Below are 13898 nucleotides of genomic sequence, written 5' to 3'. Positions count from 1 at the left end.
CACTCTTCAGGAAACACTGGAGCAACGCTCCGGATGATTAAAAGGTTTGGCCCAGCGAGAACTGGAAAACCTGGGTATCTGCATCGTCGGGCTTCACGACTGGCATCGCCAAGCTGAAACTCAAGGGCCCCATCGCGGTGATCCAGGTCAATCCTACGCCGACCGAGCTGGCCACATCGCCGAAATCGATATCGCTGCATTTGGCTGATTCCGACGGGCAATTGGTATCGTAGACGTTACCGACGTCCCAGAACACCGAAGTACGCAGCGAACGCTGATCCTTGACGAAGGGCATCGGGAATAGAACTTCCATGCCCCCTTGAATCAGCACGTTACCACCAAAGGGCAGCTCATCCTGATCGGGATCTCGGATGGTGCCTGGGTTCGAGCCATCACTCGGCGTACTACGCGGCCCAAGACTGCTGTCTTCAAAACCGCGAACCGAGTTGAAACCGCCGGCATAGTAGTGTTCATAGAACGGCAGGCGCGATGTCGAGCCGTAAGCATCGCCATACCCTAGTTGAGTATGCAAACGCATGGTGTAGCTCTCGCTCAACGGCACGAAAAGCTGACCGTTATAGTCGATCTTGTAGAAGGACAGGTCGCTGCCTGGAATGGTGGTTTCCAGCGAGAGACTCTGCGAGTGACCACGCGTCGCCAGTACACCGCGGTTCAGTGTGGATTCGGACCAGCCAACGGACGCCTTGAAGTTGAGGTAGCTGTCACCCTCCTCCTCCATGAAATCGAAAATCTCGTCGACGGTGTAGCGGCCACTGTCGATGGTGTCCTGCTGCGCGGACAGACCAAACGACAACCGCGACGTCTCGCTGATCGGATAACCGATATTGACCCCGCCGCCCAGGCTGTCGACCGAGTAGCTGGACACGTCATAGTCCAGCTCGTCGTAGTCGGTGGTCCGGTAGAAGGCGTTATAGCCAAGGCTGACACCGTCTTCGGTCCAGTAGGGATCGACGAAGCCAAAGTTGTAACGCGTCTGGTATTCGCTGCGGGTCAGGCCGATGCTGACCCGGTTACCGGTACCCAGGAAGTTGTTCTGGCTGATCGAACCACCCAGAATCAGACCAGCATTCTGAGCGAAGCCAATGCTCGCCATGATCGAACCGGAAGGCTGCTCTTCGACGCTGTAATTCACATCGATCTGGTCATCAGTGCCAGGTACCTGCGGGGTCTCGACGTTTACTTCCTTGAAGAATCCCAAGCGCTCCAGGCGGGTCTTGGATTGATCGATCAGGTAGGTCGAGGCCCAGCCGCCTTCCATCTGGCGCATTTCGCGACGCAGTACTTCGTCTTCAGTTTTGGTGTTGCCGCGGAAATTGATGCGATTGACGTAAGCCCGCTTACCTGGATCGACGACGAAAGTAATCGATACGGTGTTGTCTTCATCGTTGGCTTGCGGCACGCCGTTGACGTTGGCGAAGGTATAGCCTTCATTACCCAGTCGTCGCGTGATCAGTTCGGAGGTGGTGGTCATCACCTTACGTGAGAAAACCTGGCCTTCTTTCGCCAGCAGCAGAGACTGTAATTCCTCCTGCGGAACCTTGAGATCACCGCTCAGTTTTACGTCGCTGACCGTGTAGCGATCGCCTTCGGCGATATTTACAGTGACGTAAACGTCTTTCTTGTCAGGCGTGATGGATACCTGGGTGGAGGTGATATCCATGTTGATATAGCCGCGATCCAGATAGTAGGAACGCAGGCGCTCAAGGTCACCGGAGAGCTTTTCCCGAGCGTATTTGTCGTCGTTACGGAAGAACGACAGCCAATTGCTGGTCTTCAACTCGAACAGATCGGTAAGGTCCTCATCGGGGAAGACCGAATTACCAACGACGTTGATGTGCTTGATCGAAGCGACCGAACCTTCGTTGATGTTGATCTTCAGCGCGACGCGATTACGCGGCTGCGGGACGACCTCGGTCTCGATGGTGGCCGAGTAACGGCCCTGTGCAACGTATTGGCGCTGCAACTCGTTGCGTACGCCTTCGAGCGTCGCGCGCTGAAAGATCTCACCCTCGGCGAGGCCCGACTGCTGCAAACCGGAAAGCAAATCTTCGGTTTTGATGGCCTTGTTGCCGTCGATTTCGATACCGGAAATCGATGGTCGCTCGACTACATTGATTACCAGCACATCGCCTTCGCGACCAAGCTGGATATCCTCGAAGAAGCCGGTACGGAACAGCGCGCGGGTTGCGTCTACCAGACGACTGTCATCGGCAGCCTGACCGACGTTCAACGGCAACGCGCCAAAGACACTGCCTGCGGAGACGCGTTGCAGGCCATTGACACGTATATCGGAGATGGTGAAGGACTCGGCGTGAACTTCGGCAATCATCAGTGCGGAAATCACCGCAGGTAGCAGCAGACGTTTCATGAAGTCCTTTCTTTTCAAACCTGATAATTGAACCTGCGCTTTGCGCGGCGACATCAAGGTATATGGCAATTAAAGGCGGCCAAGGTCGTTGACCAACGCAAGCAGCATCACCCCAACAACCAGGCTGATACCGATCTGTACTCCCCAGCCCTGGACCCTGTCCGACAAGGGACGTCCACGGACCCACTCAACCAGATAAAAGAGCAAATGCCCGCCATCCAGGACCGGGATAGGCAATAGATTGAGTACCCCAAGGCTAATACTCAGGTAGGCGAGGAAGTTCAGAAAGTCGCCCACGCCCGACTGTGCAGAAGCGCCCGCCACTTTAGCAATGGTTATCGGGCCGCTCAAGTTTTTTACCGAGAGCTCCCCGAAGAGCATTTTTTTCAAAGAATCGAGCGTCAGAACGCTCATCGTCCAGGTCTGCCGGAGCCCTTCGACCACCGCCTCGAGCGGCCCGTAACTGACGTTTCGCAGCATTTCCGCCGGCCACTCACCGGCTGCGACTCCAGCACCAAGATACCCACGACGGCTACCGTCTTCACCCCGCTCAGCTAACGTTAGAGGCAGCTCCAACCGCTGCCCATCGCGTTCGATTTCGAGTTGAACGGCCTGACCGTACAGCGGCTTGACACGATCGATCACGTCCTGCCATTCGTTAAGCGCCTCACCATCGAGGCTGAGCAGCCGATCGCCGAGACGCACGCCGGCCGCCTGAGCAGGTCCTTGTGGATCGAGCTGAGCGACTACCGGGGTGATTTCCGGACGCCAGGGACGTATACCCAGCGAACCGATCGGGTCCGGTTCCTCGGCGCCTTTCAGCCAATCGTTCAACTCCAACTGCAGTCGCTGCGACTGACTGCTATCACCATCGCGCACAAGCAATTCGAGCGAGCCGCTTTCGCCCAGCCGCCTGATCAGTTGAAGATTTACCTCTGACCAGCCCGAGGTAGATTTGCCGTTGACCTCTACGATTTCATGCCCGGCCATTAGCCCAGCGCGCTCGGCGAGGCTGCCCGCTTCGACAGCACCGACTACCGGTCGAATCTGCTCGGTTCCAAGCATTGCCAGCGCCCAGAAAAACACCAGCGCAAGGAGGAAGTTCGCCAACGGCCCGGCCGAGACGATGGCGAAGCGTTGTTTCACTGACTTGCGGTTGAATGTCTGATTCAGCAATGCGGGCGGGACATCACCTTCACGTTCATCGAGCATCTTCACATAGCCGCCGAGCGGAATCGCCGCTATGACGAACTCGGTACCCTGGCGATCGTGCCAACGCACCAATGGACGACCGAAGCCTACCGAGAAACGCAGAACTTTGACGCCGCAACGACGCGCGACCCAGAAATGTCCGTACTCGTGAAAGGTTACTAGCACACCCAGCGCCACGAGGGTGCCGATGATCATGTACAGCACGCCCATATTTTCCTCTGCCTCGAAAGGCCTGGTTAGCCACCGACTCCGATGGAATCAATTCCGCGCATCGCCACTGCCGGCACGGGTTCAGCCACTAGCAATCGCGATTATGCAACCAGCGCGAAGCCAATGTGCGAGCCTGTGCATCGGCAGCAAGCACATCTGCCAAGCAGCGAGCCGGAACCGATGCTTCCTGGTCGAGTACGGCCTCGATGATACTCGCGATTTCAGTGAAGCGAATGCGACCACTGAGGAAGGCATCCACCGCCACCTCGTTCGCGGCATTGAGCATGGCCGGCGCCGTCCCGCCGTCCTGAGCGGCCTGCCGAGCAATGCGAAGGCATGGGAACCGCTGCAGGTCTGGAGCTTCGAAGTTCAGACTTCCAGTCTGCAACAGGTCCAGCGCCGAAACGCCTGAGTCGATTCGCTCCGGCCAGGCCAGCGCGTGCGCTATCGGAGTGCGCATGTCGGGGTTACCGAGCTGCGCCAGCACAGAGCCGTCAACATAGTCGACCATAGAATGAATGACGCTTTGCGGGTGAATGACCACTTCGACCTGCTCAGGACATGCGTCGAACAGCCAGCACGCCTCGATGAGCTCGAGACCCTTGTTCATCATGCTTGCCGAGTCTACGGAGATCTTACGCCCCATGGACCAGTTCGGATGCGCACATGCCTGCTCGGCGGTCACGGCTGAAAGTTGTTCTAGCGGCAGCTGGCGGAACGGTCCTCCGGACGCGGTTAGCAGTATCCGCCGCACCCCGACGCTGCTGAGCCCTTGCGCATAGTTGCCCGGCAGGCATTGGAAGATAGCGTTGTGTTCGCTGTCGATTGGCAGCAATACGGCCTCGCTGTCCCGAAGCGCCTGCATAAACAGCGCGCCGGACATTACCAGCGCCTCCTTGTTCGCCAACAGCACGCGTTTGCTGGCCTGCACGGCTGCAAGCGTGGGACGCAAGCCAGCCGCACCGACAATAGCGGCCATCACCACATCAACCTCGGGATGCGCCGCAACCTCGCTCAGCCCGCCCTCGCCGACCAGCACGCGAGTCTTTACACCGTCGCTGTCGAGCTGACGCTGCAGCTCGCGCCCTTTGTCGCTGTCAGCCACCACGGCATAACGTGGAAGATGTATGCGGCACAGCTCGCGCAGTTCAGCGACACGGCTGAATGCAGTCAATGCGAACGTCCTGTAGCGCTCCGGATGACGAGAGATGACGTCCAGCGTGCTCAAGCCGATCGAACCGGTCGCCCCCAGCACCGTTACCTGCAAGGGTCGACTCACCAAGCACCCCAGCCAGCAAGCCACAACAAAACGGTAAACACCGGTACCGCCGCGGTCAGACTGTCGATGCGATCCATCACACCACCATGTCCGGGCAGCAGTTGGCTGCTGTCTTTGATGCCGGAGCTACGTTTGAACATGCTTTCGGTCAGATCGCCCACAACGGAGATCACAACCACCAGGGCAGCGCCGAGGAGCGCCAATACCAGCGCCCGTGGCGACCAGCCCTGATACAGGCCGACACCGAGCGTGATCAGCAGGCTCGTGACCAGCCCGCCGATCAAGCCTTCCCAGCTCTTACCCGGGCTAACCTGAGGCGCCAATTTGCGACGACCAAAGGTCTTGCCTGAAAAATAGGCACCGATGTCGGCCGCCCAAACCAGCATCATCACCGCTACGATCAGCCAATTTCCTTGCGGCCATTGCTTGAGCACGACGAGGGCTTGCCAAGCCGGAAGCAAAATCAACAAACCGATCACTAGACTGCCAATGCGCCCTCCCCAGTGGCGCTGGCTGCCTGGATATCCAAGCACCAATGCCGTTGCGATCAGCCACCAGACGACGCTGATCGAGAGTAACCAAGGAGTCAGTGATGGCAACCGGTACAGCGCAACAAGCAGCAGGGCAACGACCAACGCATAGCCGATTCTCGCAAACTGACCGGAAAACCCCGCCAGACGCGCCCATTCCCAGCCACCCAATATCACCACCACACCAATAAACAGCGCGAATGCGAGGCCGTCGAGGAGAAAGAAGCCGATCAGTGCAATTGGCAGCAGGATGGCGGCGGTGATGATGCGTTGTTTCAACATTCTGCACGGACCTCTGTCTCGACCTGATCGCCGGTCTTACCGAAACGCCGTTGCCGCTTGGCGAAATCGGCCAGAGCGGCGCGCATTGCATCGTGTTTGAAATCCGGCCAGAACAGGTCGGAGAAATACAGCTCAGCGTATGCCAGCTGCCACAGCAGAAAATTGCTGATGCGTCGTTCGCCGCCGGTGCGAATGCATAGATCCGGCAGGGGCATATCGCCGGTAGCGAGATAGCTCTGGAAAAGCGCCGGAGTAACCGACTCTGGATCTAGACGACCACTCTGTGCTTCACGAGCCATCCGTTGAGCCGCCTGCAGGATGTCCCACTGACCGCCATAATTGGCTGCGACCTGAAGAACGAAACGGCCGGCACCAGCCGTTATCTCTTCGGCCTCGAGCATTGCGGTCTGCAACTCAGGATGAAAGCGCGAGCGATCACCGATGACTCGCAGGCTGATGCCGTTCTCATTGAGCTTGCGCGCCTCTCGGCGCAGCGCAGTTAGAAACAGCTCCATCAACGCACCAACCTCATCAGCCGGCCGTTGCCAGTTCTCGCTGGAGAAGGCGAATAGCGTCAGCACCTCGACACCCGCCTCAGCACAGACTTCGATGACGGCTCGCACCGCATCGACACCCGCTTTGTGCCCGGCCACGCCCGGCAAGAGACGGCGCTTGGCCCAGCGATTGTTGCCATCCATGATGACTGCGACATGACGGGGTACATTCCGCCCGGCAATCTGCCTGACCTTTTCCATGAAACGACTCTACCTGCGCTCAATCACGTTGCGAACAGTGGGAGGAACTGACGAAGGCAATTCCTGGGGCACATCCCCCTCGCGCTTAGAATCCTGGACGGATCGCGCGCTCCGACGCGAGCAATACGGACGAAGTCCTGTACCGCCCATCAAACGGCCATCAGGTCGCTTTCCTTGCTTTCAAGTGCCTTGTCGATTTCCGCAACATACTTGTCGGTCAGTTTTTGAACGTCGTCCTGAGCCCGCCGATCTTCGTCTTCGCTGATTTCCTTTTCTTTCAGCAAATCCTTGAACTGCGCGATGGCATCGCGACGGATATTACGCACCGCAACACGAGCGTTCTCGGCTTCGGCACGCGCCTGCTTGGTATAACCCTTACGAGTCTCCTCGGTGAGCGCAGGCATCGGAACGCGAATAGTGGTACCGGCAGTAGCGGGATTCAATCCCAGGTCAGAGGTCATGATGGCCTTCTCAACGGCCTGAATCATGCTCTTGTCGAAAACGGTCAGGGCCAAGGTACGGGAATCTTCGGCAACCACGTTTGCAACCTGACGCAACGGGGTATCGCTGCCGTAGTAAGACACCATCACGCTATCGAGGATGCTCGGGTGAGCACGGCCGGTACGGATCTTGGCGAATGCATGCCCCAGAGATTCCAGGGTCTTCGTCATACGCTCCTGGGCGTCTTGCTTGATCTCGTTGATCATTGGTTCTGTTCCTCGATCAGTGTTCCTTCAGCGCCGCCGAGCACGATATTGAGCAGGGCACCGGGCTTGTTCATGTTGAACACTCGCAGCGGCATATTGTGGTCGCGGCATAGGCAGATGGCAGTCAGATCCATGACGCCCAGCTTGCGGTCGAGCACGTCATCATAAGTCAGTTGCTCGAATTTCTCGGCATTCGGATCCTTGAAAGGATCAGCGGTGTAAACGCCGTCAACCTTGGTAGCCTTGAGCACGACATCAGCATGGATCTCGATAGCGCGCAGACAGGCGGCCGAATCAGTGGTGAAGAAAGGATTGCCGGTGCCGGCCGAGAAGATCACCACCTCGCCGCTTTTGAGATGGCGCATCGCCTTGCGACGATCGTAATGATCGGTCACACCGACCATGGAAATCGACGACATGACCAAGGCGGGAATGTTCGAGCGTTCCAGAGCGTCGCGCATGGCCAACGAGTTCATCACCGTTGCCAGCATTCCCATGTGATCGCCGGTTACCCGATCCATACCGGCTGCCGAAAGGGCGGCGCCACGGAACAGGTTGCCGCCGCCGATGACCAGACCCACCTCTACGCCGATGCCTACCAATTGCCCGACTTCCAAGGCCATGCGATCAAGCACCTTGGGATCAATGCCGAAGTCTTCCGAACCCATCAGGGCTTCGCCGCTTAATTTGAGCAGAATGCGTTTATAGCGAGGATTGCGTGCACTCATCTGCTGAGCCATTGGCGTTGTCTCTCCTGCGGCGTTTGTATGACTAAGCTGGCTCTACTGCCAGAAAATATCTGCGCTATGACAGCGCAATGACGGGTTGGTGCCAGCGCTGACTATAGCGCGGCAGAAAACATTTCCACCCTCCAGTCTGACGAAGAGGCCGCGCGCGTGAGCGGGCAGCCTCTTCGAGGACAGCAGAAGCGTCTTATTGCTTAGTGGCAGCTACCTGAGCCGCAACTTCAGCAGCGAAGTCGACTTCAGCACGCTCGATGCCTTCGCCCACTTCGTAACGGACGAAGGAAACGATCTCTGCACCGGCTTTCTTCGCCAGCTCGCCAACCTTGACGTCAGGATCTTTGACAAAGGCCTGCTCGACCAGACTGGCTTCAGCAAGGAACTTGCTGATGCGACCGGCAACCATCTTCTCGACGATTTCGGCGGGCTTGCCCTTGATCTTATCTTCGTTCAGCGCCAGGAAAATTTCCTTTTCCTTCGCAACGGCCTCTTCGGAAACCTGCGACGGATCCAGGAACTGAGGGTTGCTGGCCGCGACGTGCATGGCAATTTCTTTAGCCAACTCGACGTTACCACCCTTCAGGGCTACCAGAACGCCGATGCGATGGCCATGCAGATAGGAACCAACCAGATCAGCTTCAACAGTGGTCAGACGGCGAATATTGACGTTCTCGCCGCACTTGGCAACCAGCGCCTCACGATCAGTTTCCTGAGCGGCAATCAGCGGAGCTGCATCGACCATCTTCTCGGCGAAGGCCTTCTCGACGCTGTTGCTTACGAAATTCTTAAAGTCGTCCTGCAGAGCCAGGAAGTCGGTCTGCGAGTTAACTTCGATAATTACGGCACGCTTGTTGTCATCGGCGACTTTGACCGCAATGGAACCTTCAGCGGCGATGTTGCCCGCCTTCTTGGCGGCCTTGATGGCACCAGCGGCACGCATGTCGTCGATGGCTTTCTCGATGTCGCCGCCGGCAGCGGTGAGTGCCTTTTTGCAATCCATCATGCCTTGGCCAGTGCGCTCGCGCAGTTCTTTAACCAGGGCTGCAGTGATCTCTGCCATGTTCGCAAATCCTCTCGATTCGATTTTCGATCATGCCCTCTAACTCGGGCGATCAATTCGTGATTGGCAAAAAGGGGGCATAGCCCCCTTTCTGTTCAACGGGTATCAGCTATGCGACCGCGTGCTCAGCCTTGAGCGGCCTCGGGGGCGGCTTCTTCGACGAACTCGTCAGCACCACCGGCGCCATTCTGACGGCCACGCAGCACAGCATCTGCCATGGAGCCCAGATACAGTTGCACGGCACGGATGGCATCGTCATTACCAGGAATGATGTAGTCGACGCCTTCCGGGCTGCTGTTGGTATCGACGATACCGATAACCGGAATGCCCAGCTTGTTGGCTTCGGAAATGGCAATGCGCTCGTGATCGACGTCAACGACGAACATCGCGTCCGGCAGACCGCCCATGTCCTTGATACCACCCAGGCTACGATCCAGCTTTTCCAGATCACGGGTACGCATCAGGGCTTCTTTCTTGGTCAGCTTGTCGAAAGTACCGTCCTGGGATTGGGCTTCCAGCTCGCGCAGGCGCTTGATCGACGCACGGATGGTCTTGTAGTTGGTCAGCATGCCGCCCAACCAGCGATGATCGACATACGGCGAGCCACAACGAGCGGCTTCTTCGCGAACGATCTTGCCAGCTGAACGCTTGGTGCCGACGAACAGAATTTTGTTCTTGCCCGCAGCCAGCTTTTCAACGAACTGCAGCGCGTCGTTAAACATCGGCAGGGTTTTTTCGAGGTTGATGATATGGATCTTGTTGCGCGCACCGAAGATGAACTTGTTCATTTTCGGGTTCCAGTAACGGGTCTGGTGGCCGAAGTGCACACCGGCCTTCAGCATGTCGCGCATGGTGACTTGAGTCATGATACTTCCTCGGATAAGTCGGGTTAGGCCTCCACGCGTCCCGATATCCAACTCTTGCGAGCACCCAGGATACCGTGTCGACACGTGTGTGGGGTTAAGCGCAACGGGCCTCCCCGTTGAGCGGCGCGTTTTATAGCACAAAGACAGCCTGGAAGGCTAGACGGAATTCTCGAGCGCCCTGTTCGTTGAGCCCTCTAGCCTCCAGCGCTTTTATCAGCTTCTCATTCATTTGGTTTATCATTTGCGCTTTCGTTTTTCGCAGCGCTCCCCGGCGCCAATGAGGTTTGCATGACTGTCACCATCAAGACGCCCGAAGATATCGAGAAGATGCGCATTGCTGGGCGGCTCGCCGCCGAGGTGCTCGAGATGATCGGCGAGCACGTCAAGCCGGGCGTCACCACCGACGAGCTGGATCGCCTCTGTCACGACCATATCGTCAACGTGCAGCAGGCCGTACCTGCCCCGCTCAACTACAAGGGCTTCCCTAAGTCGATCTGCACTTCGATCAACCACGTGGTCTGTCATGGGATTCCCAACGACAAGCCTTTGAAGGATGGCGACATTCTCAATATCGACATCACGGTCATCAAGGATGGTTACCACGGCGACACCAGCAGGATGTTCATCGTCGGCAAAGCGCCGGAATGGGCCGAGCGCCTGTGCAAGGTGACTCAAGAGTGCCTCTATAAAGGTATCGAGATCGTCCGTCCCGGCACGCGTCTAGGCGATATTGGCGAAGTGATCCAAAAGCACGCCGAGAAAAATGGATTCTCCGTGGTCCGTGAATACTGTGGTCATGGCATCGGCAAGGTTTTTCACGAGGAACCCCAGGTGCTTCACTATGGCCGCGCGGGAACCGGTCTTGAACTTAAGGAAGGCATGACCTTCACGATCGAGCCAATGATCAATCAAGGCCGTTCGGAAACCCGCCTGCTCGGCGATGGTTGGACAGCCATCACCAAGGACCGCAAGCTGTCCGCTCAATGGGAACACACGATCGTGGTCACCGCTGACGGCTATGAAATTTTCACACTGCGCAGCGATGACACCATCGCTCGCACATCGCCATGATTGCTTACCGATTTGATGTTTGACGGAGGGCGGCGGCATGCCTCAGGTTGATCCGGAGTTATTCGACCGCAGCCAGTTCCAAGCAGAACTGGCACTCAAGGCCAGCCCCATCGCCGCCTTCAAAAAAGCCATTCGCAATGCGCGGGAAGTGCTTGATGCACGCTTCCTGGCTGGCCGTGATATCCGCCGTCTGATCGAAGACCGTGCATGGTTCGTGGATCAGATCCTCAGGGCCGCCTGGGGCCGCTTCGACTGGAGCAGCGATGCCGAAATCGCACTGGTTGCCGTTGGGGGCTATGGCCGCGGCGAGCTACACCCCTATTCCGATATCGATTTGCTGATCCTGCTCGAAGACAACAGTCACGAGAAATTTCGTGACTCCATCGAAGGCCTTCTGACCCTGCTCTGGGATATCGGACTCGAGGTCGGCCAGAGCGTGCGCTCGGTCCGGGAGTGCGCCGAAGAGGCACGTGCGGACCTGACGGTTATAACCAATCTCATGGAAAGCCGCACCATCGCCGGCCCTGAGCACCTACGGCAAAACATGCTGAAGGTCACCAGCCCGTCGGAAATGTGGCCGAGCAAGGAATTCTTTCTCGCCAAGCGTAACGAGCAGGCGGCACGCCACTCCAAATACAACAACACCGAATACAACCTGGAGCCGAACGTCAAAGGCTCACCTGGCGGGTTGCGCGATATTCAGACGATCCTGTGGATCGCACGCCGGCAGTTCGGCAGCCTGAACCTGAATGCGATCGTGGACCAGGGGTTCTTGACCGAAGGTGAATTCGCATTGCTGGTTTCCGGCCAGGAGTTCATCTGGCGTGTCCGTTACGGGCTGCACATGCTGGCTGGACGCGCGGAGGATCGCCTGCTATTCGACCATCAGCGCAGCCTCGCCGCCCTCCTCGGCTATAAGGATAGCGACGCCAAGCTGGCGATCGAACGCTTCATGCAAAAGTACTACCGCGTGGTCATGAGCATTTCCGAGCTCAGCGATCTGGTGGGGCAGCACTTTGCGGAAGTTATTCTTTGGGAAGGCGACAGCGGTGATGCCGTACCGCTCAATAGCCGCTTTCTGGTACGCGACGGTTATCTCGAAGTAACTGACGACTCGGTGTTTCAACGCAGGCCCTTCGCGATTCTCGAAATCTTCGTACTACTGGCGCAGCACCCTGAAATTCAAGGTGTTCGGGCCGAAACCATTCGTCTGTTGCGTGACCATCGTCACCTCATCGATGACGATTTCCGCAGCGACATTCGCAACACCAGCCTGTTCGTCGAGCTGTTCAAGTGCAAGGAAGGCATCCACCGCAACCTGCGTCGAATGAACCGCTACGGCATCCTGGGGCGTTATCTGCCCGAGTTCGGCCATATCGTCGGGCAGATGCAACATGACCTGTTCCATATCTATACGGTCGATGCCCACACGCTCAACGTCATCAAATACCTGCGCAAGCTCAGCAAGCCCGGCGTGGCGGAGAAGTACCCGCTGGCCAGCAAGCTGGTCGAGCGCCTGCCCAAGCCTGAACTCATCTACATCGCAGGGCTTTATCACGATATCGCTAAAGGCCGCGGCGGCGACCATTCGGAACTTGGCGCAGTGGACGCCCAGGCATTCTGTGAGCGCCACAAGCTTCCCGCCTGGGATACACGCTTGGTGGTCTGGCTGGTAGAAAACCATCTGGTCATGTCCACCACCGCTCAGCGCAAGGACCTATCAGACCCGCAGGTCATCAATGATTTCGCCCAGCTGGTCGGCGATGAGACCCACCTCGATTACCTGTACGTGTTGACGGTGGCGGACATCAACGCAACCAACCCGACCCTCTGGAATTCCTGGCGCGCCAGTCTGCTGCGCCAGCTATATACCGAAACCAAACGAGCCCTCAAACGTGGCCTGGAAAACCCACTAGGTCGCGAAGAGCAGATTCGCCAGACCCAGCGCGCCGCACTCGACAACCTGGTGCGCAACGGCACCGATCCCGACGACGCAGAACAGCTGTGGTCGCAACTGGGCGACGATTACTTCATGCGCCACAGCTCCACGGATGTCGCCTGGCATACCGAAGCCATCATCGAGCACCCAAGCGACGGCGGTCCGCTGGTTTTAATCAAGGAAACCACTCAGCGCGAGTTCGAAGGCGGCACGCAGATTTTCATTTACGCACCGGATCAACACGACTTCTTCGCGGTGACCGTAGCGGCTATGGATCAATTGAATCTGAACATTCACGACGCCCGCATCATCACTTCAAGCAGCCAGTTCACCCTGGACACCTACATCGTGCTGGATGCCGATGGCACACCTATCGGCAACGATCCGAAGCGCACCGAAGAAATCCGCCAAGGCCTGATCGATGCGCTGCGCAATCCGGACGATTACCTGACGATCATCAAGAAGCGCGTACCTCGCCAGCTGAAACATTTTGCATTTCCGCCGCAGGTCACCATCCATAACGATATGCAACGCCCGCAGACCATTATCGAAGTGATTGCGCCCGACCGCCCCGGCCTGCTGGCACGTATCGGCCAGCTGTTCCAGGACTTCGATCTGTCCGTGCAAAACGCCAAGATCGCCACGCTCGGCGAGCGCGTCGAGGACGTGTTCTTCGTCACCAACGCAGACAATCAGCCACTATCGGATCTGAAACTTTGCGTTCAGCTACAACAGGCGATGATCAAGCAGCTGTCCCAGGAAAATGAGCACCAGCCCTCCCCAAGCAGCATCGTCATCTGACGTGCCGCTTGAGTAAATGAAAGCGCAAGCACGCGGTAAAGAGCGAGGCCCTAC

Annotated in this window: 11 protein-coding genes; 2 read left to right on the top strand and 9 right to left on the bottom strand. The window is 57.6% G+C overall.

The features are described 5' to 3' along the window. Positions 1-37: 37 nt before the first annotated feature. From bamA to rpsB, 9 genes are all read right to left on the bottom strand, one after another. Positions 38-2389 (bottom strand): outer membrane protein assembly factor BamA, encoded by a 2352-nt coding sequence (gene bamA / locus E0D86_RS01695; protein ID WP_131648249.1) that lies wholly within the window; start codon positions 2387-2389, stop codon positions 38-40. A 69-nt stretch (positions 2390-2458) separates the two neighbouring features. Further along, the gene (rseP, locus tag E0D86_RS01690; protein WP_131648248.1) at positions 2459-3811 is read right to left on the bottom strand and encodes an RIP metalloprotease RseP; all 1353 of its coding nucleotides are present in this window, start codon (positions 3809-3811) and stop codon (positions 2459-2461) included. Positions 3812-3899: 88 nt separating this feature from the next. Then, positions 3900-5090 (bottom strand): 1-deoxy-D-xylulose-5-phosphate reductoisomerase, encoded by a 1191-nt coding sequence (gene ispC / locus E0D86_RS01685; RefSeq protein ID WP_131648247.1) that lies wholly within the window; start codon positions 5088-5090, stop codon positions 3900-3902. Beyond that, the gene (locus E0D86_RS01680; RefSeq protein WP_131648246.1) at positions 5087-5902 is read right to left on the bottom strand and encodes a phosphatidate cytidylyltransferase; all 816 of its coding nucleotides are present in this window, start codon (positions 5900-5902) and stop codon (positions 5087-5089) included. Before E0D86_RS01680 ends, ispC begins: the two co-directional genes overlap by 4 nt. Further along, on the bottom strand, positions 5896-6657 hold the full coding sequence (gene uppS / locus E0D86_RS01675) for a polyprenyl diphosphate synthase (RefSeq protein WP_131648245.1): 762 nt from the start codon (positions 6655-6657) through the stop codon (positions 5896-5898). Before uppS ends, E0D86_RS01680 begins: the two co-directional genes overlap by 7 nt. A 149-nt stretch (positions 6658-6806) precedes the next feature. Next, positions 6807-7364, bottom strand: a complete 558-nt coding sequence (gene frr, locus E0D86_RS01670; RefSeq protein ID WP_131648244.1) for a ribosome recycling factor — start codon at positions 7362-7364, stop codon at positions 6807-6809. Then, complete coding sequence (pyrH, locus tag E0D86_RS01665) at positions 7361-8104, bottom strand: UMP kinase (RefSeq protein ID WP_131648243.1); 744 nt, start codon at positions 8102-8104, stop codon at positions 7361-7363. Before pyrH ends, frr begins: the two co-directional genes overlap by 4 nt. A gap of 193 nt (positions 8105-8297) precedes the next feature. Further along, positions 8298-9167: a translation elongation factor Ts gene (tsf, locus tag E0D86_RS01660; RefSeq protein ID WP_131648242.1), complete on the bottom strand. Its 870-nt coding sequence runs from the start codon at positions 9165-9167 to the stop codon at positions 8298-8300. A gap of 125 nt (positions 9168-9292) precedes the next feature. Further along, the gene (gene rpsB, locus E0D86_RS01655; RefSeq protein WP_131648241.1) at positions 9293-10033 is read right to left on the bottom strand and encodes a 30S ribosomal protein S2; all 741 of its coding nucleotides are present in this window, start codon (positions 10031-10033) and stop codon (positions 9293-9295) included. A 288-nt stretch (positions 10034-10321) separates the two neighbouring features. Between rpsB and map the strand changes: the two genes are divergently transcribed. Beyond that, positions 10322-11104: a type I methionyl aminopeptidase gene (map, locus tag E0D86_RS01650; protein WP_131648240.1), complete on the top strand. Its 783-nt coding sequence runs from the start codon at positions 10322-10324 to the stop codon at positions 11102-11104. 37 nt (positions 11105-11141) lie between these two features. Next, positions 11142-13844, top strand: coding sequence for a [protein-PII] uridylyltransferase (locus tag E0D86_RS01645; RefSeq protein WP_131648239.1), 2703 nt, complete (start codon positions 11142-11144; stop codon positions 13842-13844). Positions 13845-13898: the final 54 nt, after the last annotated feature.

The sequence above is a fragment of the Pseudomonas sp. IC_126 genome (assembly GCF_004331835.1).
GTDB lineage: Bacteria > Pseudomonadota > Gammaproteobacteria > Pseudomonadales > Pseudomonadaceae > Stutzerimonas.
This window is presented reverse-complemented; position numbering and strand designations above follow the sequence as displayed.

What these genes read in the sequence shown, in the direction of transcription:
- bamA (WP_131648249.1), bottom strand. Translation starts at nt 2,389, where the DNA reads ATGAAACGTCTGCTGCTACCTGCGGTGATTTCCGCACTGATGATTGCC.
- rseP (WP_131648248.1), bottom strand. Translation starts at nt 3,811, where the DNA reads ATGGGCGTGCTGTACATGATCATCGGCACCCTCGTGGCGCTGGGTGTG.
- E0D86_RS01680 (WP_131648246.1), bottom strand. Translation starts at nt 5,902, where the DNA reads ATGTTGAAACAACGCATCATCACCGCCGCCATCCTGCTGCCAATTGCA.
- uppS (WP_131648245.1), bottom strand. Translation starts at nt 6,657, where the DNA reads ATGGAAAAGGTCAGGCAGATTGCCGGGCGGAATGTACCCCGTCATGTC.
- frr (WP_131648244.1), bottom strand. Translation starts at nt 7,364, where the DNA reads ATGATCAACGAGATCAAGCAAGACGCCCAGGAGCGTATGACGAAGACC.
- pyrH (WP_131648243.1), bottom strand. Translation starts at nt 8,104, where the DNA reads ATGGCTCAGCAGATGAGTGCACGCAATCCTCGCTATAAACGCATTCTG.
- tsf (WP_131648242.1), bottom strand. Translation starts at nt 9,167, where the DNA reads ATGGCAGAGATCACTGCAGCCCTGGTTAAAGAACTGCGCGAGCGCACT.
- rpsB (WP_131648241.1), bottom strand. Translation starts at nt 10,033, where the DNA reads ATGACTCAAGTCACCATGCGCGACATGCTGAAGGCCGGTGTGCACTTC.
- map (WP_131648240.1), top strand. Translation starts at nt 10,322, where the DNA reads ATGACTGTCACCATCAAGACGCCCGAAGATATCGAGAAGATGCGCATT.
- E0D86_RS01645 (WP_131648239.1), top strand. Translation starts at nt 11,142, where the DNA reads ATGCCTCAGGTTGATCCGGAGTTATTCGACCGCAGCCAGTTCCAAGCA.